This is a genomic window from Thermus islandicus DSM 21543, assembly GCF_000421625.1.
Classification (GTDB): Bacteria; Deinococcota; Deinococci; order Deinococcales; family Thermaceae; genus Thermus; species Thermus islandicus.
In genome coordinates, this window is record NZ_ATXJ01000003.1 from 124,960 (window position 1) to 149,532 (window position 24,573).

General features: G+C 69.7%; 23 protein-coding genes and 1 pseudogene. 11 read left to right on the forward strand and 13 right to left on the reverse strand.

Annotated features, from left to right (window positions below):
- Positions 1 to 9: 9 nt before the first annotated feature.
- The 4 genes from gcvT to gcvPB all read left to right on the forward strand — a co-directional run bounded on the left by gcvT (position 10) and on the right by gcvPB (position 4,300).
- On the forward strand, positions 10 to 1,059 hold the full coding sequence (gene gcvT, locus H531_RS0104495; RefSeq protein ID WP_022798168.1) for a glycine cleavage system aminomethyltransferase GcvT: 1,050 nt from the start codon (positions 10 to 12) through the stop codon (positions 1,057 to 1,059).
- An 18-nt stretch (positions 1,060 to 1,077) separates the two neighbouring features.
- Positions 1,078 to 1,464 carry a glycine cleavage system protein GcvH gene (gcvH, locus tag H531_RS0104500; protein ID WP_022798169.1) on the forward strand — a complete coding sequence of 129 codons (387 nt, stop codon included), beginning with the start codon at positions 1,078 to 1,080 and terminating at the stop codon, positions 1,462 to 1,464.
- Between the two features lie 98 nt (positions 1,465 to 1,562).
- Positions 1,563 to 2,879, forward strand: a complete 1,317-nt coding sequence (gcvPA, locus tag H531_RS0104505; protein ID WP_022798170.1) for an aminomethyl-transferring glycine dehydrogenase subunit GcvPA — start codon at positions 1,563 to 1,565, stop codon at positions 2,877 to 2,879.
- Positions 2,876 to 4,300 (forward strand): aminomethyl-transferring glycine dehydrogenase subunit GcvPB, encoded by a 1,425-nt coding sequence (gene gcvPB, locus H531_RS0104510; RefSeq protein ID WP_022798171.1) that lies wholly within the window; start codon positions 2,876 to 2,878, stop codon positions 4,298 to 4,300. Before gcvPA ends, gcvPB begins: the two co-directional genes overlap by 4 nt.
- Before the next feature lie 16 nt (positions 4,301 to 4,316).
- Here the strand turns inward: gcvPB and ribF are convergent, their stop codons facing one another.
- Both ribF and H531_RS0104520 read right to left on the reverse strand, forming a co-directional pair.
- Positions 4,317 to 5,201, reverse strand: coding sequence for a riboflavin biosynthesis protein RibF (gene ribF / locus H531_RS0104515; protein WP_022798172.1), 885 nt, complete (start codon positions 5,199 to 5,201; stop codon positions 4,317 to 4,319).
- On the reverse strand, positions 5,179 to 5,667 hold the full coding sequence (locus tag H531_RS0104520) for an NUDIX hydrolase (protein WP_022798173.1): 489 nt from the start codon (positions 5,665 to 5,667) through the stop codon (positions 5,179 to 5,181). The genes ribF and H531_RS0104520 overlap by 23 nt, the downstream gene beginning before the upstream one ends.
- Before the next feature lie 31 nt (positions 5,668 to 5,698).
- Between H531_RS0104520 and H531_RS0104525 the strand changes: the two genes are divergently transcribed.
- Both H531_RS0104525 and H531_RS0104530 read left to right on the forward strand, forming a co-directional pair.
- Entirely contained in the window at positions 5,699 to 7,072 is a 1,374-nt protein-coding gene (locus H531_RS0104525) for an amidohydrolase (RefSeq protein ID WP_022798174.1), read from the forward strand.
- 25 nt (positions 7,073 to 7,097) lie between these two features.
- Complete coding sequence (locus H531_RS0104530) at positions 7,098 to 7,595, forward strand: 2'-5' RNA ligase family protein (protein WP_022798175.1); 498 nt, start codon at positions 7,098 to 7,100, stop codon at positions 7,593 to 7,595.
- Here H531_RS0104530 and rpoD read toward each other — a convergent pair.
- The gene (gene rpoD / locus H531_RS0104535; protein WP_022798176.1) at positions 7,592 to 8,893 is read right to left on the reverse strand and encodes an RNA polymerase sigma factor RpoD; all 1,302 of its coding nucleotides are present in this window, start codon (positions 8,891 to 8,893) and stop codon (positions 7,592 to 7,594) included. The two genes, H531_RS0104530 and rpoD, sit on opposite strands and share 4 nt — an antisense overlap.
- Complete coding sequence (locus H531_RS0104540; protein WP_022798177.1) at positions 8,890 to 10,020, reverse strand: methyltransferase; 1,131 nt, start codon at positions 10,018 to 10,020, stop codon at positions 8,890 to 8,892. The genes rpoD and H531_RS0104540 overlap by 4 nt, the downstream gene beginning before the upstream one ends.
- Positions 10,021 to 10,108: 88 nt before the next feature.
- On the opposite strand from H531_RS0104540, the gene H531_RS0104545 reads away from it, so the two are divergent.
- Positions 10,109 to 11,326 carry an aspartate kinase gene (locus tag H531_RS0104545; protein ID WP_028490647.1) on the forward strand — a complete coding sequence of 406 codons (1,218 nt, stop codon included), beginning with the start codon at positions 10,109 to 10,111 and terminating at the stop codon, positions 11,324 to 11,326.
- On the forward strand, positions 11,326 to 11,790 hold the full coding sequence (locus H531_RS0104550) for a phosphoribosyltransferase (RefSeq protein WP_022798178.1): 465 nt from the start codon (positions 11,326 to 11,328) through the stop codon (positions 11,788 to 11,790). Before H531_RS0104545 ends, H531_RS0104550 begins: the two co-directional genes overlap by 1 nt.
- A gap of 5 nt (positions 11,791 to 11,795) precedes the next feature.
- Here H531_RS0104550 and H531_RS0104555 read toward each other — a convergent pair whose 3' ends face one another.
- From H531_RS0104555 to H531_RS0104575, 5 genes are read right to left on the reverse strand one after another with little or no spacing between them, the layout of a single operon-like run.
- On the reverse strand, positions 11,796 to 12,779 hold the full coding sequence (locus H531_RS0104555) for a malate dehydrogenase (protein WP_022798179.1): 984 nt from the start codon (positions 12,777 to 12,779) through the stop codon (positions 11,796 to 11,798).
- A 42-nt stretch (positions 12,780 to 12,821) separates the two neighbouring features.
- Positions 12,822 to 14,555, reverse strand: a complete 1,734-nt coding sequence (gene dnaG, locus H531_RS0104560) for a DNA primase (RefSeq protein WP_022798180.1) — start codon at positions 14,553 to 14,555, stop codon at positions 12,822 to 12,824.
- Positions 14,534 to 17,122 (reverse strand): AAA family ATPase, encoded by a 2,589-nt coding sequence (locus H531_RS0104565; protein ID WP_028490648.1) that lies wholly within the window; start codon positions 17,120 to 17,122, stop codon positions 14,534 to 14,536. The genes dnaG and H531_RS0104565 overlap by 22 nt, the downstream gene beginning before the upstream one ends.
- Before the next feature lie 2 nt (positions 17,123 to 17,124).
- Positions 17,125 to 17,535, reverse strand: a complete 411-nt coding sequence (locus H531_RS0104570) for a hypothetical protein (RefSeq protein WP_022798182.1) — start codon at positions 17,533 to 17,535, stop codon at positions 17,125 to 17,127.
- Positions 17,536 to 17,545: 10 nt separating this feature from the next.
- Positions 17,546 to 19,747, reverse strand: coding sequence for a DEAD/DEAH box helicase (locus H531_RS0104575; protein ID WP_022798183.1), 2,202 nt, complete (start codon positions 19,745 to 19,747; stop codon positions 17,546 to 17,548).
- 21 nt (positions 19,748 to 19,768) lie between these two features.
- Between H531_RS0104575 and H531_RS13850 the strand changes: the two are divergent.
- A pseudogene (locus H531_RS13850) lies at positions 19,769 to 20,045 on the forward strand (heavy metal-binding domain-containing protein).
- Here the strand turns inward: H531_RS13850 and H531_RS12795 are convergent.
- A complete protein-coding gene (locus H531_RS12795) occupies positions 20,008 to 20,688 on the reverse strand; it encodes a GNAT family N-acetyltransferase (RefSeq protein ID WP_022798184.1) in 681 nt (226 codons plus the stop codon). The pseudogene H531_RS13850 and the gene H531_RS12795 sit on opposite strands and share 38 nt — an antisense overlap.
- A gap of 23 nt (positions 20,689 to 20,711) precedes the next feature.
- Between H531_RS12795 and H531_RS0104585 the strand changes: the two genes are divergently transcribed.
- The gene (locus H531_RS0104585; RefSeq protein WP_028490649.1) at positions 20,712 to 21,791 is read left to right on the forward strand and encodes a PIG-L deacetylase family protein; all 1,080 of its coding nucleotides are present in this window, start codon (positions 20,712 to 20,714) and stop codon (positions 21,789 to 21,791) included.
- Here H531_RS0104585 and scpB read toward each other — a convergent pair.
- Positions 21,738 to 22,268 carry an SMC-Scp complex subunit ScpB gene (gene scpB / locus H531_RS0104590; RefSeq protein ID WP_022798186.1) on the reverse strand — a complete coding sequence of 177 codons (531 nt, stop codon included), beginning with the start codon at positions 22,266 to 22,268 and terminating at the stop codon, positions 21,738 to 21,740. The two genes, H531_RS0104585 and scpB, sit on opposite strands and share 54 nt — an antisense overlap.
- Before the next feature lie 2 nt (positions 22,269 to 22,270).
- Positions 22,271 to 22,858, reverse strand: coding sequence for an L-threonylcarbamoyladenylate synthase (locus tag H531_RS0104595; RefSeq protein ID WP_028490650.1), 588 nt, complete (start codon positions 22,856 to 22,858; stop codon positions 22,271 to 22,273).
- On the opposite strand from H531_RS0104595, the gene pilC reads away from it, so the two are divergent.
- Positions 22,857 to 24,077, forward strand: a complete 1,221-nt coding sequence (pilC, locus tag H531_RS0104600; protein ID WP_028490651.1) for a type IV pilus assembly protein PilC — start codon at positions 22,857 to 22,859, stop codon at positions 24,075 to 24,077. The two genes, H531_RS0104595 and pilC, sit on opposite strands and share 2 nt — an antisense overlap.
- Here pilC and H531_RS0104605 read toward each other — a convergent pair.
- Positions 24,052 to 24,504, reverse strand: a complete 453-nt coding sequence (locus H531_RS0104605; RefSeq protein ID WP_022798189.1) for an EVE domain-containing protein — start codon at positions 24,502 to 24,504, stop codon at positions 24,052 to 24,054. The two genes, pilC and H531_RS0104605, sit on opposite strands and share 26 nt — an antisense overlap.
- Positions 24,505 to 24,573: the final 69 nt, after the last annotated feature.

Genomic DNA, 24,573 nt, shown 5'->3' on the forward strand with positions numbered 1-24,573 from the left:
GGCCTTGCCATGAGGAAGACCCCGCTTTACGAGGCCCACCTGCGCCTGGGTGCGCGGATGGTGAACTTCGCCGGGTACCTCCTGCCCCTCCAGTACACCTCCATCCTGGAGGAGCACCTGGCGGTGCGGCGGAAGGCCGGCCTTTTTGACGTGAGCCACATGGGGGAGTTCCTGGTCCGGGGGGAGGAGGCCCTGGCCTTCCTCCAGTGGGCCACGGCGAACGATGCAAGCCGCCTCCAGGTGGGCCGGGCCCAGTACTCCATGCTCCCGAACGAGCGGGGGGGCGTGGTGGACGATGTGTACCTCTACCGCCTGGAGGAGGAGGCCTACCTCATGGTGGTAAACGCAGCCAACATCGCCAAGGACTTCGCCCACCTCCGCTCCCTGGCCCAGGGCTTCCGGGTGGAGCTTTTGGACCTCTCCGAGGAGACCGCCCTCCTCGCCCTCCAGGGCAGGGAGGCGGCGGCGCTCCTCCAGGGGCTCACCGACTTGGACCTCTCCCAGAGGAGGAAGAACGACGTCTTCTTGGCCCAGGTGGCGGGGCGGCCCGCCCGCCTCGCCCGCACCGGGTACACGGGGGAGGACGGGTTTGAGCTCTTCCTGGCGCCGGAGGACGCCGAGGCCGTTTTCCTGGCCCTCCTCGAGGCGGGGGCTACCCCTTGTGGCCTTGGGGCCCGGGACACCCTTAGGCTCGAGGCGGGCTTCCCCCTCTATGGCCACGAGCTCAGCGACGAGACAAGCCCCCTCTGCACCCCCTGGGCCTGGGTGGTGAAGCGGGAGAAGGCCTTCTTCGGCAAGGAGGCGATGCTGGCCCGGCCGTGCCGGGAGCGGCTTTTGGGCCTTGTGCTGGAGACGGGGATCCCTAGGGAGGGGTACCGGGTGCTTTCGGGAGAACGCCCCGTGGGCCGGGTGACGAGCGGGGGCTACTCGCCCCTTCTGGAGAAGGGCATCGCCCTGGCCTACGTGGAGGAGGGGGCGGAGGGGCCTTTTGCGGTGGAGGTGCGGGGGCGGCCGGTCCCCGCCGCCCTTAGCCCTCTCCCCTTTGTGCCGCTAAAATAGCGGGGGCTAGGAGGCGCTATGGACATACCCAAGGACCGCTTTTACACCAAGACCCACGAGTGGGCCCTGCCCGAGGGGGACACGGTGCTCGTTGGGATCACCGACTACGCCCAGGACGCCCTGGGGGACGTGGTCTACGTGGAGTTACCCGAGGTGGGCCGGCAGGTGGAGAAGGGCGAGGCCATCGCCGTGGTGGAGAGCGTGAAGACCGCCTCCGATATCTACGCCCCCGTGGCCGGGGAGGTGGTGGAGGTCAACCTGGCCCTGGAGAAGACCCCGGAGCTCATCAACCAGGACCCCTATGGGGAGGGCTGGATCTTCCGCCTCCGGCCGCGGGATATGGCGCACCTGGATGAGCTTCTGGACGCGCAAGGCTACCAGACGGCCCTGGAGGGCGAGGTTTAGGGGGGCAGGGTGGCCCGTCCCTGGCCTTCCCCCGAAAGGGGAGGCCTTTCTGTGGCCCCGGGCCCAGTGGTCTGGGGGCGTTGCTGGAGGATGGTCCTATGGACTACACGCCGCACACGGAGGAGGAGATCCGGGCCATGCTGGAACGGGTGGGGGCGGAGAGCCTGCAAGACCTCTTTGCCCACCTGCCTAGGGAGGTGGTAAACCCCGAGATCCGCCTCCCCGAGCCCATGCCGGAGTGGGCCGTGCTGGAAGAGCTTTCGCGCCTGGCACGGGAGAACCTTCCTGCCCACAAGGCCTTCCTGGGCGGGGGGGTGCGGAGCCACCATGTGCCCCCGGTGGTCCAGGCCCTGGCCTTAAGGGGGGAGTTCCTCACCGCCTATACCCCCTACCAGCCTGAGGTGAGCCAGGGGGTCCTGCAGGCCACCTTTGAGTACCAGACCATGATCGCCGAGCTCACGGGGCTGGAGGTGGCCAACGCCTCCATGTACGACGGGGCCACCGCCCTGGCCGAGGGGGTGCTCCTCGCCCTCCGGGAGACGGGGAGGATGGGGGTGCTGGTCTCCCAGGGGGTCCACCCCGAGTACCGGGAGGTGCTCCAGGCCTACCTGGAGGCGGTGGGGGCAGAGCTCAGGACCCTTCCCCTGGAAGGGGGAAGGACCCCGGTGCCCCCGGTGGAGGAGGGGGTGGGGGCGGTGGTGGCCCAGAACCCCAACTTCCTGGGGGCCCTGGAGGACCTAAGGCCCCTGGCCGAGGCCGCCCACCGGGCAGGGGCCCTCTTCGTGGCCGTGGCCGACCCCCTTTCCCTCGCCCTCCTCAAGCCCCCGGGGGCCTTGGGGGCCGACATCGCTGTGGGGGACGGGCAGGTCCTGGGGCTGCCCATGGGCTTCGGCGGCCCCCACTTCGGGTATTTGGCTACCAAAAAGGCCTTCGTGCGCCAGCTTCCCGGGAGGCTCGTCTCCGAGACCGTGGATGTGGACGGGAGGCGGGGCTTCCTCCTCACCCTCCAGGCCCGGGAGCAGTACATAAGGCGGGCCAAGGCGAGGAGCAACATCACCACCAACGCCCAGCTCACGGCGCTCATGGGGGCGATGTACCTGGCGGCCCTGGGCCCCGAGGGGCTTAGGGAGGTGGCCCTAAAGGGGGTGGCCCAGGCCCACCGCCTCCGGTCCTTGCTCCTGGAGCTTCCCGGGGTTTCGCCCTTCACCCCCGAGCCCTTCTTCAACGAGTTCGTCCTTAGGCTTCCCAGGGATCCTCAGGAGGTGCGGCGGGCCTTGGCCGAGCGGGGCCTCCACGCGGCCACCCCGGTGCCCGGGGAGTACGGCGAGAGGCTTGCCCTCTTCGCCGCCACGGAACTCCACGAGGAGGAGGACCTCCTGGCCCTAAGGGACGCTTTGGCGGAGGTGCTTGCATGAGCTACCCCCTGATCTACGAGCGGAGCCGGAAGGGGAGGCGGGGCCTCAAGCTGGTGAAGGGGACGCCTCGGGCGGAGGACTTCCTCCCTAAGGAGCACCTCAGGGAGACCCCGCCCCGCCTCCCCGAGGTGGACGAGCTCACCCTGGTGCGCCACTACACGGGGCTTTCCCGCCGCCAGGTGGGGGTGGACACCACCTTCTACCCCTTGGGCTCGTGCACCATGAAGTACAACCCCAAGCTCCACGAGGAGGCGGCGAGGCTCTTCCATCCCCTCCACCCTTACCAGGATCCGGGGACGGTCCAGGGAGCCTTGAGGCTCATGTGGGAGCTCGGGGAGTACCTGAAGGCCCTTACGGGCATGGACGCCATCACCCTGGAGCCCGCCGCTGGCGCCCATGGGGAGCTCACGGGGATCCTCGTCATCCGCGCCTACCACGAGGACCGGGGAGAGGGGAAGGCGAGGCGGCTCGTCCTCGTTCCCGATTCCGCCCACGGCTCCAACCCCGCCACCGCCAGCATGGCGGGCTACCAGGTGAAGGAGATCCCTTCAGGCCCCGACGGGGAGGTGGACCTCGAGGCCCTAAAGCGCGAGCTCGGTCCCCACGTGGCCGCCCTCATGCTCACCAACCCCAACACCCTGGGCCTCTTTGAGAGGCGCATCCTGGAGATCGCCCGGCTCTGCAAGGAGGCTGGGGTCCAGCTCTACTACGACGGGGCCAACCTCAACGCCGTCATGGGCTGGGCGAGGCCCGGGGACATGGGCTTTGACGTGGTCCACCTGAACCTGCACAAGACCTTCACCGTGCCCCACGGTGGGGGTGGGCCGGGTTCGGGCCCCGTGGGGGTGAAGGCCCACCTCGCCCCCTACCTGCCCGTCCCCCTGGTGGCGAGGGGGGAGGAGGGGTTTTACCTGGACTTCGGGCGGCCTAAAAGCATCGGGAGGGTGCGGAGCTTCCACGGGAACTTCCTGGCCTTGGTCCGGGCCTGGGCCTACATCCGCACCCTGGGGCTAGAGGGCCTCAAGAAGGCCGCAGCCCTCTCGGTGCTCAACGCCCGCTACCTGAAGGAGCTTCTCAAGGAGAGGGGCTACCGGGTGCCCTACGACGGGCCCACCATGCACGAGTTCGTGGCCCAGCCGCCCCCGGGCTTCCGCGCCCTGGACCTGGCCAAGGGGCTTCTGGAGCTCGGCTTCCACCCGCCCACCGTCTACTTTCCCCTCATCGTCAAGGAGGCCCTCATGGTGGAGCCCACGGAGACCGAGAGCAAGGAAACCCTCGAGGCCTTCGCCGAGGCCATGGGGGAGCTGCTCAAAAAACCCAGGGAGTGGCTGGAAAACGCCCCCTACACCACCCCGGTCCGCCGCCTGGACGAGGTCCGGGCCAACAAACACCCGAAGCTCACCTATTTTGACGAGAGCTAAGCGTCCGCTTTGGGGCCTAAAGCCCGAAGTAGGCCCGAGCCTCGGCCACGTCCCGGGCGATCTGGGCGGCCAGGGCTTCCGGAGAGGGGAAGCGCCTCTCCTCCCGGATCCGTTTGAGGAACCGCACCCGCATCTCCTCCCCGTAGAGCTCGCCGGAGAAGCCCAGGAGGTGCACCTCAAGCCGCCTTTCCCCGCCCCCTAGGGTGGGGCGGGTACCCACGTTCGCTACCCCCTTGTAGCGGCCGAAGGCCCCCTCGGCCTCCACGGCGTAGACCCCGGGGGGGAGGACCTTCAGGGGATGGACGGCCAGGTTGGCCGTGGGGAAGCCGAGCTTCCGCCCGAGTTTTTCCCCTTCCACCACCACCCCGTAGGCGCCGTAGGGACGGCCCAGGAGGTGGCGGGCCTCCTCCACCCGGCCCTCCTTTAGCCGGGCCCGGATACGGCTGGACTTCACCGCCTCCCCCCCGAGTTCCAGAAGGGGGACGAGGCGGACCGGGGCCACCTTCTCCAGGGCCTCAGGGGTCCCCGCCCGGCCCTGGCCGAAGCGGAAGTCTTCCCCCACGTAAAGGGCCTCGGCGCCGAGCGTCCTCAGGTCCTCCAGGAAGGCCTCCGCACTCCGGCTGGCGAACTCGGCGTTGAAGGGCACCGCGAGGATCATCTCCACCCCCAACGCCCTAAGGGCCTCCACCTTCTCCTCGAGGTCCATGAGGAACCCCTCCCCCCGGGTGAAGACCTTGGTGGGGGGGTCAAAGGTGTAGACGAGGAGGGGCAGGCGGCGGGCCTTGGCCTCGGCCAGGGCCTGGTGCAGAAGGTGCTGGTGGCCGAGGTGGACCCCGTCAAAGGAGCCCACGGCCACCACCTTGGGGCCCTTGGGGACGTCAGCGACCTCGGAGAAAAGCATGGTAGTAGAGCACCCCCACGAGCCCCGTGGCCGAGAACTCCGCTTCGCCTCGCTGGTGCCTCTGTAGGGCCTCCTCCGGCCGCATCCATACCACCTCTATGGCCTCGTCCTCGTCGGGGGTGGCCCTTTCCTCCCTCAGGTTTTCCGCCAGATAGACGAAGGTCTTCTCATCGGTAAAGCCGGGGGAGACGTAGAAGCTGAAGAGGTAGGTGAGGTCCCCGGTAAGCCCCGCCTCCTCGGCGAGCTCCCTCCTGGCCGCTTCCAGGGGGTCTTCGCCGGGCTCTATGAGCCCCGCCGGGATCTCTAGGGGAGCGAGGCCCACCGCGGGGCGCATCTGGCGCACGAAGAGCATCCTTCCCTCCTTGAGGGCGATAACGGCCACGGCTGGCTTGTGCTCCACGATCTCGTAGCGGCCCTGGAGGGCCAGGTTCAGGATGCGGCCTCGGTAGAGATAGGTGCGCTCCACGCCCCCATGCTACACGGGGTAAGCTTGGGCCATGTGGCTCACGGACGGGAGGCAAAGCCTCCTCGTGGAAGGGGAGAGGATCGCCCGGGTGGAGGCGGGGAGGCGGGGGCGACGGTTTGCGGCCCTCACCCCCGGCCTCCAGGACGCCCACGCCCACCCCCTCCTCTGGGGAAGGGCCCTTCGGGGGCTGGACCTCTTTGGGCGCTCCCGGCCCGAGGAGGTGGCGGAGGAGGTGGCAAAGCGGGCCTTCGGGCTTCCCCCGGGGGCCTGGGTGGAGGGGCAGGGCTTCCTCTTCCCCGCGCCCCCACCCCCGGGCCTCCTGGACCGGGCAGCCCCGGAAAACCCGGTCTTCCTCAGGAGCCGGGACCACCACGCCGCCTGGATCAACCGCCGGGCGGCGGAACGGGCGGGCCTGGGGCCAAAGACCCCGGCCCCGGAGGGGGGAAGCTTCCTCAGGGACGGGGACGGCGTGCCCTATTACCTTTTGGAGCGGGCCCAGGAGCTCCTCTTCCCCCACCTCCCCCCGCCTTCCCCCGAGGACCTGGCCCGGGGCCTAAAGGACTTCGCCCGCCGGGGATACACCGCCGTCCACGCCATGGGCTACGAGCCTCCGGAGGCCCTGGACTGGGCCCTGGGGATGGAGCTCCCCGTGAGGCTCTGGTGGGCCCTCCCCCGGGGGGCTTGGCAGGGGCGGCGTCCCGGGCGGTACGGCGAGGTGCACCTCGCCGGCGTGAAGTTCTTCGCCGACGGGGCCTTGGGGAGCCGGACTGCTTGGATGCACGCCCCCTACCCCGACGGCACCTTCGGGACGCCCCTGGACCCCCTCGAGGCCATCCGGGAGGAGGGCGAGGCCGCTTTGAGGGCGGGCTTCACCCTGGCGGTGCACGCCATCGGCACCCGGGCGGTGGAGGGGGTCTTGGGGGTCTTCCGGGAGCTCGCCCCCCTGGCCCGGGAGAGGGGTCTGCTGCTGCGCTTGGAGCACGTACAGCACGTGCGGGACGAGGCCTTGCCCCTCTTCGCTGGGCTTCCCCTCGCCCTCTCCCTCCAGCCCCTCCACCTCCTCCAGGACCAGGCCCTGGTGCGGGCCTATGGGCTGCCCGCTCGGGAGGCCTTCCGCTTCCGGAGCCTTTGGGCTACGGGCCTCCCCGTGGCCTTCGGCTCCGACGCTCCCGTGGCCCCTCCGGAGTACGCCTGGAACCTGGAGGCGGCCACCCGCCACCCCCTGGCGCCGGAGGAGGGCCTGGATCCGGGAGAGGTCCTCCTGGCCCACACCCTGGGGGCGGCCCGGGCGGCGGGGTGGGAGGACGGTGGACGGCTTGCCCCGGGCCATCGGGCCGACCTCACCCTCTGGGAAGAGGGGAGGCCCGCGGGCCGGGTCTACCGAGGGAACCTGGAGCTTTTCTGAGGAAATTTTAGGGTATACTGCCTGTGTGTACGGGGTTCTGGTCTGGCCGCCGGAGGACCTCCGCGCTTTCATGGAGAATCTCCAAGCGGTCCATGGGGTCCGGGGCTTCGGCCCCCCCCACCTGAACCTGCGCCAGCCCTTCGCCTGGCCCTACGCGGAGGAGGCCCTGAAGATTGCCCTGGAGGGCATCCTCCGCGGCCACGCCCCCTTTCGGGTCCGCCTCGGAGGGTGGGGGTACTTTCCCCAGGGGGTGGTCTACCTTCGGGCCTACGGGGGGAGGGCCTTTGCGCGGCTTTACCACGCCCTCGAGCCCTTAGCCCCACCCCTCAAGGAGATTGAGGGCCCAAGCTACCTTCCCCACCTCACCCTGGCCCTGGGGCTTTCTCCCGAGGAGGCGGGCCGCCTGGTGCCCACCCTTCCCCTGCCCCCCCGGCGCTCCTTCCGGGTGAAAGAGGCGGCCCTGGTCCGCGCGGAAGGGGAGGGGGTTCTGGTGGAGGTGGCCCGCTTTCCCCTATTGGGCTAGTCCAGGAAGTCCCTGAGCTTGCGGGTCCGGGACTCGTGGTACTTGAGCTTGCGGAGGGCCTTGTTCTCTATCTGGCGGATGCGCTCCCGTGTCACCCCGAAGTAGGCCCCCACCTCCTCCAGGGTGTGCTCCCGCCCGTCAATGAGCCCTTTCCGGAGCTTCAGGACCATGGCCTCCCGCTCGGAGAGCTTGGAGAGGGCCTTCTCCAGCTCCTCGGAAAGGAGGCTTTGGGCGGCGGCCTCCACAGGCGAGGGGAGGTTCTCGTCGGGGATGAAGTCGCCGTAGAAGCTGTCCTTCTCGTCCCCGATGGGGGTCTCTAGGGAGACGGGCTCCTGGGCGATCTTTAGGGTTTCCTCCACCCGCTTGGCGTCCCAGCCCGGGCCCATGGCCTCGGCGATCTCCTCGTAGGTGGGCTCCCGGCCCAGCTCCTGCTGGAGCTGCCTCGCCGTGCGGGAGAGCTTGTTGATGGTCTCCACCATGTGGACGGGGATGCGGATGGTACGGGCCTGGTCCGCGATGGCCCGGTTGATGGCCTGCCGGATCCACCAGGTGGCGTAGGTGGAGAACTTGAAGCGGCGTTTGTACTCAAACTTCTCCACCGCCCGGATGAGGCCCTGGTTTCCCTCCTGGATTAGATCCAGGAAAGAGAGGCCCCGTCCCGTGTATTTCTTGGCGATGGAGACCACGAGCCTGAGGTTGGCCTCAATGAGGTGCTGCCTCGCCGCCTCCCCCTCCCGGGCGATGTGCAGGTAGCGCTTGAGCTCCTTGGGGAGGCTTTTCAGCTTCCGGTCCACCTCCTCCACGGTCTTGGGGTCCAGCTTCTCCTTAAGGCCGGGGATGTTTTGGACCCGGGCCGCGCCCAGGATCTTAGCCCGCACCACCTCCTGAATGAGGTCCTGGTCCAGGCCCGTGGCCTCGGAGAGCTTCTTGATGGCCTCCATGCCCTCCTCTACCTTCCTCGCGAGCTCAATCTCCTCCTCGAGGGTGAGGAGGGGCACCTGCCCGATCTCGTGGAGGTACTGGCGCACCGGGTCGGAGGTGGAGACCTTGGGGAGGGCGAGCTCCTCCTCTTCCTCCTCCAGCAAGCCTTCCTCCCCCTCCGGGCCCAAAAGGTCCCCATCCACCGCCGCCCCCAGGTCCAGGGGGTCCTCGAGGTCGGCGAGGTCCGCCTCCAGAAGCTCGGGGTCGGGCTCGGGGAGGTCGTCCTCGGCGGTGACCTCAGGGTCGGGAAGGGTCTCCACCGCGGGCTCCTTGGCCTCCACCTCCTGGGCCTTCTTTTTGTTCTTCGCCTTCTTCAAGCTCCTCCCTCCTTCTTTGCGAAGAGCACCTTGTACTCCCTCGCCAAGAGGGTTTTGGCGTTGCCAAAGCGTGCCTCCAGCAGGGCCTCGTACTTGAGAAAGGGGTTGGCCACCAGAAAAAACCCACCGCCCGGCTTCAGCCGCGCCGCCGCCGCTTCCACGAAGGCCTGGGCCACATCCAGGATGACCGCGCCCCCCACGTGAAAGGGGGGGTTCGTTACTATGATGTCAAATCCCTCGCCCTCCGTCAAGGCCTCGTCCACGTCCGAGTGGAGGGCTTGCGCCCTTAGGCCGTTTTCCTCCAGGCTTCGCCTCAAGGAGAGCACGGAGGCCAGGTCGTCCTCCACCCCCACCACTTCTCCCCCCAGGCGGGCCAGGGGGAGGGAGAGGGCCCCGTAGCCTGCGCCCAGGTCCAAAACCCTCCTCCCCCGCACCCCCTCCCGGCCCACCTCCCCTACCAAGGCCTCGAGGAGGAGGAGGGAGGCCTTGTCCACCTTCCCCGCGGAGAAGACTCCCGGGAGGTGGCGAAAGGCGAAGGTCTCCCCGAGGATCTGGGCTTGGAAGCCCCGCCACAGGGGGGGAAGGGGTGGGGAGGGCTTCTCCTTCTCCAGGAGGGCTACCCGGAAGGGCCCTTCCCGCCTCAGCACCTCCCCGTAGCCCAGGAGGTCCCGGGCCTCCTTGAAGTACCGCTCAAACCCCTTGTTCTTGTCCCCTCCCAGGTAGAGCCGCCCCCCGGGGCGGAGGGCCCGGGCCGCGGCCACCAGGCTCGCCTCCACGTAGGCCGTTCCCCTGCCGGCGGGAAGGGCTAGGACCACGAGGTCGTACCCTTCCTCCTCTGCTTCCCAGGGGAGGGCGAGCCGGGCCCTCAGGCCGCTCGCCTGGAGGCAGAGGTAGGCCGCCCGGGAGGTTTCCAGCCGCTCCACCGACATCTCCCCCTCCAGGGGGAGGCTGGCCCAGCCCACCCCGGGGTTCAGGTCCAGGGCCCGTTCCCCGAAGGGCTTCACGGTCTTCTGCAGGAGGTCGTAGACCGGGTCCCGGAACCCCCGGGCCCCGGGCTTCACGTAGAGGAGGCCCCCCGGCCGGGGCAAGGGGGTGAGGCGCCGGTACGCGTCCAGGGTCAGCCCCACGTCCTCCCAGGATACGGGGCTTGGGCCGGTAGGGCAAATGTGCTAGTATGCCTCTTCAAACCGCCTAGGGGCGGGCGAGGAGGGGAGCATGGCCCTGGTGGTTCAGAAGTACGGTGGCACCTCTGTAGGCGACCTGGAGCGCATCCACAAGGTGGCCCAGCGCATCGCGCACTACCGGGAGAGGGGGCACAGGCTCGCGGTGGTGGTCTCGGCCATGGGGCACACCACGGACGAGCTCATCGCCCTGGCCAAGCGGGTTCACCCAAGACCTCCCTTCCGCGAGCTGGACCTCCTCACCACCACGGGGGAGCAGGTTTCCGTGGCCCTCCTTTCCTTGCAGCTTTGGGCCATGGGGATCCCCGCCCGGGGGTTCGTTCAGCACCAGATCGGGATCCTGACCGACGGGCGCTACGGGGACGCCCGCATCCTGGAGGTGAACCCGGGGCGGATCCAGGAGGCCCTGGACCAGGGCTTTGTGGCGGTCATCGCTGGCTTCATGGGCACCACGAGGGAGGGGGAGATCACCACCCTGGGCCGGGGGGGCTCGGACACCACCGCCGTGGCCATCGCGGCTGCCCTTGGGGCCAGGGAGTGCGAGATCTACACGGACACCGAGGGGGTCTACACCACCGACCCCCACCTGATCCCCGAGGCCCGGAAGCTCCCCGTGATCGGCTACGACCAGATGCTGGAGATGGCGGCCCTGGGGGCGAGGGTCCTCCACCCCCGGGCGGTGTACTACGCCAAACGCTACGGGGTGGTCCTCCACGTGCGCTCTAGCTTCTCCTACAACCCCGGTACCCTGGTGAAGGAGGTCGGTATGGAGATGGGCAAAGCGGTGACGGGCGTGGCCCTGGACCTGGACCACGCCCAGATCGGCCTCATCGGCATCCCGGACCAGCCGGGCATCGCCGCCAAGGTTTTCCAGGCCCTGGCGGAAAGGGGCATCGCCGTGGACATGATCATCCAGGGGGTGCCCGGGCACGACCCCTCGCGGCAGCAGATGGCCTTCACGGTGAAGAAGGACTTCGCCCAGGAGGCCCTCGAGGCCCTGGAGCCCGTCCTCGCCGAGATCGGGGGGGAGGCGGTGCTCAGGCCCGAGATCGCCAAGGTTTCCATCGTGGGCGTGGGCCTGGCCTCGGCCCCGGAGATCCCCGCCAGGATGTTCCAGGCGGTGGCCTCCACCGGGGCCAACATAGAGATGATCGCCACCAGCGAGGTGCGGATCTCCGTCATCATCCCGGCGGCCTACGCCGAGGCGGCCCTGAGGGCGGTGCACCAGGCCTTTGAGCTGGACCAGGCCTGATGGAGCGCCTCCACCTCTCCTGGGAGGACCTTCTCCGGCTGGTCCGCCGCCTGGCGGAGGAGGTCTCCGGGGAGGCGTTTGACCTCCTTTTGGGCGTGGCCCGGGGGGGCCTGATCCCCACGGCCCTCCTGGCCCAGGCCCTAGGCGTCCGGGACCTCCTCACCGCGGCCGTGATGTTCTACGAGGGCGAGGAGCCTTTACCCGAGCCCGTCTTCCTCCAGTTCCCCCCCGATCCCCTTCTCTTCGGCCGGCGGGTCTTGGTGGTGGACGACGTCTGGGAATCAGGCCGGACCGCCTACGCCGTAAAAGCGAGGGTCCTGAGGGCAGGGGGGACGCCCCTCGTGGCCACCCTCCACTTCAAGCCCGGCCGGAACCGGGTGCCGGACCGGCCTGACTTCTACGCCGAGGAAACCGAGGCCTGGGTGGTCTACCCCTGGGCCCCGGAGGCCTGGCCCAGGGGGTAGGCCCTTTAGATGAGGCCCAGGGCCTTCACCTGCTCCATCTCCTCCAAAAGCTCCTGGGCTGTGATCTCCATGCGCTTGCGGGCAAACGCAGGGATCTCCAGCCCCTCCACGATGCGGTAGGTGCCGTCCTTGGCGGTCACGGGGAAGGAGTAGACGATCCCCTCGGGGATCCCGTACTCCCCCTGGGAGGGGACGGCCATGGAAACCCAGTCCCCCTCGAGGGTGCCCAGGGCCCAGTCGCGGATGTGCTCAATGGCGGCGCTGGCGGCGCTGGCGGCGCTACTGGCCCCCCGGGCCTGGATGATGGCGGCCCCCCTCCCGGCCACGGTGGGGATGAACTCCTTTTCGTACCACTCCATGTCCACGAGCTCCAGGGCGGGCCTCCCGTCCACCTCGGCGTGGAAGAGGTCGGGGAACATGGTGGAGGAGTGGTTGCCCCACACGGCGATCTTGCGGATGCGGTCCACGCCCACCCCGGTCTTCTTGGCCAGCTGGGCCTTGGCCCGGTTGTGGTCCAGCCGGGTCATGGCGGTGAAGTTCCGGGGGTCAAGGCCTGGGGCGTTCTTGTAGGCGATGAGGGCGTTGGTGTTGGCGGGGTTGCCCACCACCAGGACCTTGACGTCCCGCTTGGCCACCTCGGCGAGGGCCCGGCCCTGCTCGGTGAAGATCCGGCCGTTCATCTCCAGAAGGTCCCGCCGCTCCATCCCCGCCTTCCTGGGGGCGGCCCCCACCAAAAGGGCGTAGTCGGCCTCCTGGAAGGCCACCCTGGGGTCGTCCGTGGCCTCGAGGCCGGCGAGAAGGGGGAAGGCGCAGTCCTCCAGCTCCATGATGACCCCCTCCAGGGCTCTCATGGCCTGGGGGATCTCCAGGAGCTTCAGGATCACGGGCTGGTCCTTCCCCAGCATCTCCCCCGCGGCGATGCGGAAGAGGAGGCTGTAGCCGATCTGGCCTGCGGCGCCGGTGACCGCCACGCGAACGGGGCTTTTCATCCTCTACCTCCTTCGGGCCTTCGCCCAGGGGGCATTCTACCCCTAGAGGCCACGGTAGATGCGCCTCTCCGCCTCTATGGCCTGGTCCAGCTCCTGGATCTCCCGCAAGAGCTCCAGGCTGGGGCTCTGTTTGAGAAGCTCCTTGAGCCTCACCCGCTTTTCCAGGTAGTAGGCCTCCCGTAGGCGGGCCAGGATCTTTTCCATCCTCTCGGGGAGTCGTTGGGGGTCCACCTCGGGGGCCAGGATGAGGCGCTCCAGGAGGATGCCGCCGGCCTCCTTGCGGCTCAGGACGGACCTCAGGTATTCCTTGCGTTGCTCCTTGCGGGCCAACTCCAGAAACTCCCCCAGGAAGGAGCCCTCGGGGGGCCAGACGTGGTCGGCCACGTACAGAACCCACTCCCGGAAGTGCTCCTCGGGAAGGGAGAGGAGGAGGGCGATGACGTCTAGCTCCAAGAGGAGGGTGCGGTCCTTGGGCTCGGCCCGGGGGGGCGGGGGGGGCGGGGCGGCCCGGGTCCGCCTCCGGCTCAGGAGGTACTCGCTGAGCTCCTTAGGGGAAAGGCCCAGGCGCTCCGCCACCAGGGCTTTGAGCCTCTCAGCCACCGGGTCAAAGGGCTCGGGGGAGAGCATCCTCGGGGTGAGGGCCTCGAGGACCTTGCGCTTGTGCTCGGGCCGGGCGAGGTCCAGGCCCTTCACCGCCTCTTGGAAGCGGAACTCCACCTCGGGCAGGGCTTCCTCCAGGGCCTTCTGGAAAAGGGCGGGGCCTTTGGGGTGGAGGAGGAGCTCCCCGGGGTCCTTGACGGGGAGGCGCACGGCGTAGAAGAGAAACTTCCGGGCCGTCTCCAGGTCCAGGCTCTGGAGGGTGGCCTTCTGCCCGGCCTCGTCCGCGTCAAAGGCCAGGTAGACCTCCTGCACCTCCTGGGTCTTTAGAAGCCTCGCCTGCTCCTCGGAAAGCCCCGAGCCCAGCACGGCCACGGTCTCGGGGAAGCCCATCTGGTGCAGGGCGATGGCGTCAAAAAGCCCTTCCACCACGATGGCCCGCCCCTCCCGGAGCTTGGCCTTGGCCTCGGGGAAAGCGAAGAGGACCTCCCGCTTGCGGAAGAGGGGGGTCTCCGGGGAGTTCAGGTACTTGGGCCCCTCCTCCCCTAGGGCCCTACCCGTGAAGGCCACGATCCGGCCCAGGTGGTCCTTGATGGGAAAGGTGAGGCGGCCCCGGAAGCGGTCGTAGTACCGGCCGTCCTTTTCCGCCAGCACCCCTGCCTTGAACCCTTCCTCCGGGCTCACCCCATGGCGGGCGAGGTGGGCGAGGAGGCCTTCCCCCCTTTGGGGGGCGTAGCCCAGGCCAAAGCGGGCCACGCTCTCCGGGGTGAGGCCCCGCTTCTCCAAGTACGCCCGGGCCTCCGGGTGGGCGTCAAGCCCCTCCTGGAAGTAGGCCTGGGCCAGCCTCAGGACCTCGTAGAGCTCCCGGCGGTTCGGGACACCCCCCCGCCTCGGGAGCTCCACCCCCGCCTCCTCCGCCAGGCGCTCCAGGGCGGCCTGGAAGTCCAGGCCCTCCATACGCTCCACGAAGGCGATGAGGTCCCCCCCGGCCTTGCAGCCGAAGCAGTGGAAGAGGCCCTTCTCCTCGTCCACATAGAAGCTCGGGGTCTTTTCCTGGTGGAAGGGGCAGAGCCCCTTCCAGCGCCCCCGGCCCGCGGGCTTCAGGGCCACGTAGCGGGAGACCACCTCCTTAAGCGAGAGGCGGCGCTTGATGGCCTCTATGGCCTGAAGCGAATCCATACTCTCCCCCGGCTACCCCCGAAGCTGCGAACCCACCTTCCCAGGATACCGTATCCCCTCAGGTCCTCCTCGCCCCCTTCCCCCACCAAGGCCGCCCTCCAGCCGCGGGTGAGGGGCACCGAGGGGGTGAATCCCAGGAGGTGGTCCACCTTTTCCCCCGCCTCCAGGAGGAGCTGCGCCCTCAGGAGCCGGGCCAGCTCCAAATGGACGGCGAAGCCGGTGCGGTGGGTCTGGTAGAGGAGGTACTGGGACAGGGCCTGGGCCTTAACTGGGGCGTGGGCAAAGCGGTAAAGGGCGAGGGAGAGGAGGGCCAGGTGGTAGACGTAGGGGTTGGCGAGCTTCCGGGCCTCCTTTAGGGCCTCCTTCAGGAGGCGTACGGGGCTTTCCCCACGGGAGAAGCGGTGGTGGGCTAGGGCCAGAAGGGCGAGGCCCTTCCCGTCCGGGTGCTTCAGGGCTTCCTGGAGGAGGTCTTCGCGGAGCCTGCCCCTGAGGGCCCAGGCCGTGAGGAGGGCCGCGGCAAGCCAGGGGTGGGGGGCTTCCCGGTAGGCCGCCTCCCCCTCGGCCAGGGCCTCCCTGAGGCGGCCCGTCTCCACGAGGAGGCGGAGGCGGGTGCTGCGGAACCGGGCCAGGGCCTCGAGGTCGCCTTGCGCTGCCTCCCCCAGGCAGGCCTCTGCCTCCTCGTGCCGCCCCAGGTCCATGAGGAGGCCCGCCCTGAGGCTCCGCTCCAGGAGCTTGAGGTCCGGAGGGGCCTGCGGGGGGAAGGGGTCCAGGGCCTCCAGGGCCCGCCGGGGCTGAAAGGCCCGCCAAAGAGCCCCGGCCAGATGGATCCGGGCCTGGGCCTCCTCCCGCGGGTAGGGCTTTAGGCCGGGCAGGAGGGGGAGGAGGTCAAGGGGGTGCTCCGCCTTCCCCAGGGCCTGGAGGATGGGGTCCTCGCTCCTGGGGCCCCGCTCGGCCTCCGGGGCCAGGCCTAGGGAGGCCAGGGCGTCCTGCAGCTCAGGCCGCAGGGCCTCCTCCAGGGAAGGGTCGGCCCGCATGGCCCTCTGGTAGAGGGGAACGGCCTCCTCCGGGTGCCCCTCCCGCCAGGCCTTTTGCGCCAGGAGGCGGAAGGTGAGGGCCGCCTCCCGCGCTTCCCCTGCCTCCTCCAGGTGCCGGGCGAGGGGGAGGAGGTCCTGCCGCGCCCGGAAAAAGCGCGCCGCTTCCCGGTGCCAGGCCCTTTGGCGTTCCTCGGGCACCAGGGCCCGGGCCACCTGGGCCACCTCGGGAAGGGGAGCGTTTCCCAAAAGGAGCCCCTCCCGCCAGAGCCTCTCGCGGGAAAAGGGACCGACGACCTCCTTTAGGAGCTCCTCCGGCACCTCCCCCAGCACCCCCCAGGCCAGGAGGGCCTGGCGCTCCCGGGGCGGGAGGGCGTCCAGGGCGGGCTGCAGGGTGAGGAGCAGGGGGGGTTTGGGGCCCCTCAGGGCCAGGTGGGGGGCGAAGAGGGGCCTACGGCTCTCCACCAGGAGGAGGAGGTGGGGGAAGTCCTCCCGGAGCAACCTCTCCAGGGTAGGATCGGGATGGTGCAGGTCCTTGAGCACGAGGAGCAGGGGCCGGGGGAGGCGGAGGAGGACGCGCCGCCAGGCCTCGAGGATCGCCCCCTCCAGGGCCTCCCGGCTCCAGCCAGGCCGGGGTAGGAGGCCCAGGCTGTACCGCCAGGCCGCCTCCAGCTTCGTTGGCAGGGCCGCGGAGGCGAGCAGGGCCTCTGGGGTGCCGAAGGCCCTCTCCACCGCCTCTAAGAGGGTGGCCCTCAGGGGGGTTTCGGGCCCCATGCGCTCTAGGACCACCGGGGGGAAGGGGGGGTGTTCCACGAACCGGTCCAGAAGGAGGCTCTTCCCGCTCCCCGGCGGGCCCACCAGGTTGAGGCGGGCGGGGGGCTTCTGGAAGACTCGGTGGAGGTGTTCCAGGAGGGCCTCTTCTTCGGGGCCCAAGGAAAGGCGCACCCTTAGGACCCGGTGGACCTCCACGGGGCCTAGCCCCTTGGCCTCCCTCGAGCCCAGGGGCTCGGTCTCGGTTCCGGGGGCCAGGGCGAGGGTGTGCCCCTCCGTGAGGACCTCTTTGGGCTCCGCCAGCTTGGAGAGCCGTTCGGCCAGGACCACCGGGGGTCCGAGCACCGTGGGTTCCCCCGCCTGGCCGCTGCCCAGGGGGGCCCAGAGGGCCTCCCCGCTGGCCACCCCGGCCCGGGCGGGAAGGGGGGAGGCGCGCACCATCCTCAAGGCGGTCTCCAGCGCCCGCCAAGGTTCCTGGCCCCGGGCCCGCGGCGCCCCGAAGAGGACCAAAACGCCGTCCCCCAGAAAGCGGTGGACGAACCCCCCGTGGGCCCGGGCGATGCGGGCGGCCTCCTCCAAGGCCTCCTGAAGGTCGTGGTAGGCGGTACTTAGGCCCTTCCGGAAACGCTCGCTGGAGCGCACCAGGTCAAAGAAGACCACGCACACGAACCGCCGCTCCTCGGGCAGGAGAACCCCCAAGGGCTGGCCGCAGGCCATACAGAACCGGGCCTCCGGAGGGTTTTTCTGCCCGCAGGCGCAGCGCATCCTCACTCCCTGAAGAGCATCAGGGGCGGCCAGAGGAGGACCTCGGCCCCTTCGGACAAGGGGGTTTCCGCGTGGAGCAGGAGGGGGATGGGGCCTTCCAGGAGGTAGAACCCCTCCCCCAGGGGCCGGGTCCTTCCCCCCAGGCGGTAGGCGGCGCCTTCCCGCTCCAGGAAGGGGTCCCTGCGCAGGGGTCCCGCCTCCCGGACCACTCCGTGGAGCAGGGCCCGCACCCGGCCCGCGGGGGCCGGGGGGGCGCCTCGGTCAAAGGCGTAAACCACCTGCCCCGCCACCAGGACCTCCAACAAGGGGCTTCCCCAGGGTTCGGGGAAGAGGTGGACCTCCTGGGCGTGCTCCTGGAAGCGGGCGAAGAAGGATTCCGGGCTGTCCTCGAGGGCCCTCCCCTTGGGGTTCATGTAGGGGAGTTTAATGCACCGCCCGGGGGGGAAGGGAGGGGGCGAGGCCGGCGGCGAGGAGCAGGGCGGCCTTCTTGTCCAGGTACTGGTTGCCGTTGCCGCACTTGGGGGAGAGGACGCACCGAGGGCAGCCCTCCTCGCAGGGGCACCTCTGGAGTAAATCCAGTGTAGCCCTGAGCCACTCGGGGAAGCGCCGGGCGGCCTTCCGCACGTAGCCCACGCCCCCGGGGTAGCCGTCGTAGATGAAGAGGGTGGGGCCCGTGCCCGAGGGCAAGGGTCTGGGGTAGAAGGGGTAGGAGAGTCCCCCGAGGTCCTGCCGCTCCGCCAGAACGAAGAGGGGCAGGAGGCCGATCATGGCGTGCTCCAGGGCATGGATCCCCCCGGGGACCTGGTGGGGGGGGATCACCTCGGGGGGGTGGAACCACAGGGCCTCGGTGGGGAAGGAGATCTCGGGCATGAGAAGGGGCACCTCTTCCAGAACGCTCCCCGTGAAGAAGCGCTTCTTCACGTAGCCCACCACCCGCTCCCTCAGGACCACCCGCCCCACGAAGACCCCGTGGCCCACGGGCTCCCCCGAGAGGACCTCCAGGTCGGTCTCGGCCCGGGGCTCGGTGTAGTAGTCCTCGAGGGCCGGCAGGAGCCAGATCTCCCGCCTCTTAAGGTCAATGTTCCGGACCAGGTAGCTTTCCCCCTGGTGCAGGTAGACCGCCCCGGGGTGGGCCTCCCAGTAGGCCTGCCGCTCGTCCAGGTAGCCCAGCACCTCCCCTTCGGGGCCCCTCAGGGTGAAGGCCGCCCCCAGGCCCCTTAAGGCGATCTCCCCGTGGGGGCGGCGCTTTGGGGTGTAGAGGCGCCCGTCCCTTTCCCTGAATTCCTTGAGGGCCTCCGGGCAGCGCACCTCCTCCCGTTTTAGGGGCAGTTCCCAGGCGGCCGCGTGGAGGTGCAGGGGGCAGAGGACGGGGTTTTCCGGGTCCGCCACCGCCTCCTCCGGGGGGCTTTGGAGGAGGAGGTCGGGGCGGTGGAGGAAGTACTCGTCCAGGGGGTCCTCCCGGGGGATGAAGACCACCAAAGCCCGCCTGTTTCCCCTTCCCGCCCTCCCCGCCCGCTGCCAGAAGGCGGCCACGGAGCCGGGGTAGCCCACCAGGACCACCGCGTCCAGCTCCCCGATGTCCACCCCCAGCTCTAGGGCGCTGGTGGAGACCAGGACCCGCACCTCGCCCCGCCTCAGGGCCTCCTCGAGGCGCCGCCGGTCCCGGGCGGTGTAGCCCGCCCGGTAGGGGCGCACCCCGGGGTGGGCCGCGTACCGGGCGACGAGCTCAGCGCTTTTGCGGGCGTTGGTGAAGACGAGCCCCTTAAGGCCTCCCTCCGCCAGGGCCCTGGCCAGGTAGGCGGCCTCGAGGAGGGGGCTCCGCCGCCTCTCCCCCTTCCGGTCCAAGGGCTTGGGCAGGAGGACGAGGAGCTCCCTCTCCGAGCGGCTCACCTCCTCCGCAAGCGCCACGAAGGGGAGGCCGGTGAGGGTCTCGGCGTGCTCCTTGGGGTTCTTGATGGTGGCGCTCGCGGCGATCACCTGGGGGTTCGCCCCGTAGTGCCGGGCCAGGCGGAGGAGGCGGAAGAGCACCAGGGCCACGTGGGTGCCGAAGACCCCGCGGTAGGCGTGAAGCTCGTCTAAAACAAGGTAGCGCAGGCGGGAGAGGAAGGGAGCCCACTCCCCGTGCCGGGGGAGGAGGCCGAAGTGAAGCATGTCGGGGTTGGAGAGGAGGACGAGGCCTTCCTCCCTCGCCCTCCGCCTCAGGGCACCTTGCGTGTCCCCGTCGTAGGGGAAGACCCCCCCCACCCCCAGGGCCTCGGCCATGGCCTTAAGCCGCCCGAGCTGGTCGTGGGCCAGGGCCTTGGTGGGAAAGAGGAGGAGGCTCGTGGCTCCCTCCAGGGCCGCCTTGAGCACCGGGACCTGGAAGACCAGGCTCTTCCCCGCGGCCGTGGAGTAGGCCATAACCACGTTCTTCCCGGCCTCCACCTCCTTCAGGGCCGCCGCCTGGTGGGCGAAGGGCGTGAGGCCCAAGGCGGCCAGCACCCCGGCGAAGGCTCCCTGGTAGGGGACGGCCTTGGGCGGCCTCTTCGGGAGGGTGCGGGCGAAGGCGATCCGACCCCGGAACTCCTCCTCCGCTTCCAGCCACTCGCGGTAACTGGAAAAGCCCCGAAGCGCCTCGGGCAGCACCACCCTTATTATGGGGGCAGGATCCTCACCACAACTCCCCAGGGGGAAGGGCACCGGATCCAGGCGTATCTCGGCATCGTTTTCGGAGAGGCCATCGTGGGGGCCAACCTCCTCCGGGACCTCTTCGCCCAGGTGCGGGACCTCGTGGGGGGCGGAGCTTCGGCGGGCCCGAGAGACGGCCCTGGCGGAGCTGGCGGAGGCCTTGGTGGGCGTGGACCTGGACTACGAGGTTCTGGGCTCGGGCAACTCCATGCTCATGGTCACGGCCAGCGGCACCGCCGTGAAGCTCGCTCCTTAAGGGCCCCCTCCCCCACGCCTCCCAACTCCTTTACCCACACCTCGTGGATCGCCGGGCGGCCCCGGTAGGGCGCCCAGAAGGGGCTCGCCCGCTTGGCATGGAGGCGGAACCCCAGGCTGCGGTAAAGCTCCCGGGCGGCCCGGTTGGCGCGGGTGGTGGAAAGCTGTACCCCGGGAACGCCCCGCGCCCTCAGGCACTCCAGGAAGGCAACGAGCAGGGCTTTGCCCAGGCCTTGGCCCTGCGCCTTGGGGTCCACGGCGATGTGGAGGTGGGCGGGGTAAAGCCTCCGGGGCGCCTTAGGCCCCGGGTAGAGGAGGAGGCGGAGGAGGTAGCGGAGGTGGGGGAGGCGGGGCCCATAGCCTCCCAGGAGGAGGCGAAGGAGAAGGAGGGGGAGGTGGAGGGCGAGGTCCAGGGCCAGGGGCAGGGTGGCGCAGGCGCCCAGGATGTAGCCCACCACCTCTCCCTCCGCCTCCGCCACAAAGGAACAGCATCCTTGGCGCAGGTAGGGGGCTACGAAGAGCTCCCCCCAGAGCTCCTGGCTGGGGAAGACCCCATGCCCTTCCCTCCCCAGGAGGAGGGTCCGGTGGGAAAGGCGGGCGATGGCGGGAAGGTCCTCCGGGCGGGCCGGGCGCAGGGTGGACACGCCTCCAGTTTAGAATGGCCTCCGTGCGCCGCCTGGCTCCCTGGCAGTGGCTTGCCTTGCTCCTCCTCCTCTACGTGGGGGCGGCGGAGGCCCTGAGGCTTTGGCTTGGGCTCGTCTGGGCCGAGCGCCTTGCCCTCCTCCTGGCGGCCCTTGGGGTGTGGGCCTTCATCAACGGGCGCTTCCTCTTCGCCTCCTACCACGCCCTCTTGGCCTCGGCCCGCGTGCGCCGCCTTCCCCCCCTGCCTGAGCCCGCTTCTGGGGAACACCTCCTCGTGCTCGCCCCCCACCCCGACGACGAGGTCCTGGTGGCCGCGGGGCTCATGCGCCGGGTCCACCAGCGGGGAGGGCGGGTCAGCGTGGTCTACCTCACCTCGGGGGACGCCTTTGATCTGGCGGCGGGGAGCCCCTTGCCCTCCAGGGAGGCCCTCCGCCGCTTGGCCCTGAGGCGCATGGTGGAGGCCTGGCGGGGCCTGGAGGCCCTGGGCCTTCCCCGTACCGCGGCCTTGTTCCTGGGCTTTCCCGACCAGGGGCTTTTTCCCCTCTTCACCACCCACTACTACCTGGCCTACGAAAGCCCCTCCACGGGCCTCAAGGCCGTGGCCTACCCCGGGTGCTACCGGCCGGGCCTCCCCTACACGGGAAAGGCCCTCGAGGCCACCCTGGTGGAGCTCTTCCAGGGGCTGAAGCCCACCCGCATCCTCCTCCCGAGCCCCCTGGACGCTCACCGGGACCACCAGGCCACCGCCTACTTCGGCATGCGGGCGGCGGCCTTTCTGGGCCTGGAGGATCGCCTGGAGTACTACGTGGTCCACGGGGGCTACCAGTACCCCCTCCCCAAGGGCCTCCACCCCCGGCTTCCCCTCTACCCTCCGCCCCGGGGGCGGGGGCTTCCCTGGCGGCGGTTTGCCCTCACCGAGGAGGAGGTGCGCCTGAAGGAGCGGGCCATCCGCGCCCACAGGAGCCAGATGCGCCTCCTCTCCCGCTTCCTCCTCGCTTTTGTGCGCCAGAACGAGCTCTATAGCCCTCTCCCCGTCCCCGCCAAGGAGGCCCTAGCCGCGGAGGAGGAGGGGTGGGCCGTCCCCGAGGGGCGGGAGGTCCTCTAGGCTCTCCAGGCCGAAGACCTCCAGGAAGCGCTCCGTGGTGCCGTAGAGCTTGGGCCTTCCGGGGGCCTCCTTCTCCCCCACCACCCGGATGAGGCCCCGCTCCAGGAGGCCTTCCAGGACGCCCTCTACGCTCTTCCCCCGCATGGCCTCCAGCTCGGCCCGGGCCACGGGCTGGTGGTAGGCGATGAGGGCCAGGACCTCGAGGGCCGCCTTGGAGAGGCGGGGCGGGGTGGGCTTGAGCACCCGCTCCACCGCCTCCAGGGCCTTGGGGTGGACCAGAAGCCGCCACCCCCCCGCCACCCGCTCCAGGGCCACGCCCAGGTGGCCGGCCTCGAGGTCCTTCTCCAGGGCCTTGAGGGCCCGCAGCACCGCCTCCTCCGGGTGGCCCAACGCCCTAAGCTCCTTGAGGCCCACCGGCCTTCCCGCGGCGAAGAGCACGGCGAGGAGCAGGGCCTTGAGGCTCGGGACCCCTTCCATGCCTAGCGGAGAAGGGCGAGGAGGGCCTCCTTGGGGATGGCCCCTTCCCTCAGGACCTCCCCCGTGCGCAGGTCCACCACGCTGGAGGCCAGCCCCCCTGCCTCCCCGGGGAAGACATAGTCCACGGGAAAGGCCCGGGCCTCGGCCTCGGTGCGCACCGGAGGCTCGCCGCTCTTGTTCAGGCTCGTGGCGGCCGCGTGCCCCCCCGCGCGGCGGAGGAGCTCCCGGAGGAGGGCGTGGTCCGGCATCCTGAGGCCCACGGAGCCGTCCTTGCTGATCCAGGGGGGGATGGCCCTCCCCGGGACCACCACGGTCAGCCCCCCGGGCCAGAAGGCCTGGACGAGGCGGAGGAACCTCTTTTCCAGGGGTCCGAGCTCCGCAAGCTTCAGGGCGTCCTCGAGGTCCGCCACCAGGACCTGGAGGGGCTTGTCTTCCTGCCTCCCCTTCAGGGTGTAGATCCTTTTGCAGGCGGCCTCGTCCTCCATGAGGGCCATCACCCCGAAGACCGTGTCGGTGGGAAAGGCCACCAGGCCCCCTGTCCGCAGGACCTCCACCGCCTGGGCCAGCGCCTTCTGGTATACTTCCTCCATGCCGATCTACCAGTATAAGGCCCGGGACCGCCAGGGCCGCCTGGTGGAGGCCACGGTAGAGGCCGAGGACCTGCGCACCGCGGCGAGGCTCCTCCGCGACCGGGGGCTCTTTGTGGCCGAGATCAAAGAGCCTGGGCGGGGCCTGCAGGCCGAGGTACGCCTTCCCGCCTTGGAAAGGGGCCCTGGCCTCAAGGACCTCGCCATCTTTTCCCGGCAGCTCGCCACCATGCTGGGGGCGGGCCTCACCCTCCTCCAGTCCCTGGCCATCCTGGAGCGGCAGACGGAGAACAAGAAGTTCCGCGAGATCCTCAAACAGGTGCGCACGGACATAGAGGGGGGGATGGCCTTCTCCGAGGCCCTCGCCAAGCACAAGCTCTTCTCCCGCCTCTACGTGAACCTGGTGCGGGCCGGGGAGACCTCCGGCGGCCTGGACGTGATCCTGGACCGCTTGGCGAGTTTCCTGGAAAAGGATCTGGAGCTCAGGGGCAAGATCCGGAGCGCCATGACCTACCCGGTCATCGTCTTCGTCTTCGCCGTGGGCGTGGCCTACTTCCTCCTCACGGGGATCGTCCCCCAGTTCGCCCAGATCCTCACCGATTTGGGCTCGGAGCTCCCCCTTCTCACCCGCTTCCTCATCGCCGTTTCCAACTTCCTCCGGGCGGCCACCCTGCCCCTTCTTCTCCTTCTCCTGGTCCTCTTCTTCGCCTACCGCTGGTACTACGGCACCCCCCAGGGGCGCCGCGTCATTGACCGCATCAAGCTCCGCCTCCCCGTCTTCGGCAGCCTGAACCGCAAGACGGCGGTGGCCCGCTTCTCCCGCACCCTGGCCCTCCTCCTCTCCAGCGGCGTGAACATCGTGGAGTCTTTGGACATCACCAAGGGTACCGCGGGCAACGCCGTGGTGGAGGAGATCCTGAACGGGGCCAAGCTCAGGATCCAGCAGGGGGACCCCTTGAACCTCAGCCTGGCCCAGCACCCCTTCGTCTTCCCCCCCATGGTGAGCTCCATGGTGGCCATCGGGGAGGAGACGGGGGCCCTGGACACCATGCTTTCCAAGATCGCGGACTTCTACGAGCGGGAGGTGGACGAGGCGGTGGCGAGCCTCACCGCGGCCATTGAGCCCCTCATGATCATCTTCTTGGGCGTCATCGTGGGGATGATCGTGGCCGGGATGTTCCTGCCCCTCTTCAAGATCATCGGGACCCTCTCCGCGCAATAAGCCTCTCCGCCACCTCTGGGGGGACCGGCATCACGGAAAGCCGGTTCCCCCTCTTGACCAAGGGGTGGTCGGGGGGAAAGAGGGTTTTGAGCTCGGCGAGGGGGATGAGGGGCCAGGCCTCCACGAAGGCCACCTCCACGGTGTACCAGCGGGGCTTCTCGGGCGTGGCCTTGGGGTCGTAGTAGGGGCTTTGCGGGTCAAACTGGGTGGGGTCGGGGAGGAGGGTCCGCACCACCCGGCAGAGCCCGGCGATCCCCGGGGGCTTTGCGCTGGAGTGGTAGAAGAAGCAGAGGTCGCCCTCTGCCATCCGCATCAGGTAGTTCCGGGCCTGGTAGTTCCGGACCCCGTCCCAGACCGCCCGTCCCTCCCGCTTAAGGTCCTCAATGCTGTAGACCTCGGGCTCGGACTTCAAGATCCAGTAGGCCATGCCCCGAGTCTAAAGGGGGGTTTAGCCTGGCGTCATGGGTCCGGGCGGGCTAGGGAGGAAGATGGGGGC

What these genes read in the sequence shown, in the direction of transcription:
- gcvT (WP_022798168.1), top strand. Translation starts at nt 10, where the DNA reads ATGAGGAAGACCCCGCTTTACGAGGCCCACCTGCGCCTGGGTGCGCGG.
- gcvH (WP_022798169.1), top strand. Translation starts at nt 1,078, where the DNA reads ATGGACATACCCAAGGACCGCTTTTACACCAAGACCCACGAGTGGGCC.
- gcvPA (WP_022798170.1), top strand. Translation starts at nt 1,563, where the DNA reads ATGGACTACACGCCGCACACGGAGGAGGAGATCCGGGCCATGCTGGAA.
- gcvPB (WP_022798171.1), top strand. Translation starts at nt 2,876, where the DNA reads ATGAGCTACCCCCTGATCTACGAGCGGAGCCGGAAGGGGAGGCGGGGC.
- ribF (WP_022798172.1), bottom strand. Translation starts at nt 5,201, where the DNA reads ATGCTTTTCTCCGAGGTCGCTGACGTCCCCAAGGGCCCCAAGGTGGTG.
- H531_RS0104525 (WP_022798174.1), top strand. Translation starts at nt 5,699, where the DNA reads ATGTGGCTCACGGACGGGAGGCAAAGCCTCCTCGTGGAAGGGGAGAGG.
- H531_RS0104545 (WP_028490647.1), top strand. Translation starts at nt 10,109, where the DNA reads ATGGCCCTGGTGGTTCAGAAGTACGGTGGCACCTCTGTAGGCGACCTG.
- H531_RS0104550 (WP_022798178.1), top strand. Translation starts at nt 11,326, where the DNA reads ATGGAGCGCCTCCACCTCTCCTGGGAGGACCTTCTCCGGCTGGTCCGC.
- H531_RS0104555 (WP_022798179.1), bottom strand. Translation starts at nt 12,779, where the DNA reads ATGAAAAGCCCCGTTCGCGTGGCGGTCACCGGCGCCGCAGGCCAGATC.
- dnaG (WP_022798180.1), bottom strand. Translation starts at nt 14,555, where the DNA reads ATGGATTCGCTTCAGGCCATAGAGGCCATCAAGCGCCGCCTCTCGCTT.
- H531_RS0104565 (WP_028490648.1), bottom strand. Translation starts at nt 17,122, where the DNA reads ATGCGCTGCGCCTGCGGGCAGAAAAACCCTCCGGAGGCCCGGTTCTGT.
- H531_RS0104570 (WP_022798182.1), bottom strand. Translation starts at nt 17,535, where the DNA reads ATGAACCCCAAGGGGAGGGCCCTCGAGGACAGCCCGGAATCCTTCTTC.
- scpB (WP_022798186.1), bottom strand. Translation starts at nt 22,268, where the DNA reads ATGGAAGGGGTCCCGAGCCTCAAGGCCCTGCTCCTCGCCGTGCTCTTC.
- pilC (WP_028490651.1), top strand. Translation starts at nt 22,857, where the DNA reads ATGCCGATCTACCAGTATAAGGCCCGGGACCGCCAGGGCCGCCTGGTG.
- H531_RS0104595 (WP_028490650.1), bottom strand. Translation starts at nt 22,858, where the DNA reads ATGGAGGAAGTATACCAGAAGGCGCTGGCCCAGGCGGTGGAGGTCCTG.
- H531_RS0104605 (WP_022798189.1), bottom strand. Translation starts at nt 24,504, where the DNA reads ATGGCCTACTGGATCTTGAAGTCCGAGCCCGAGGTCTACAGCATTGAG.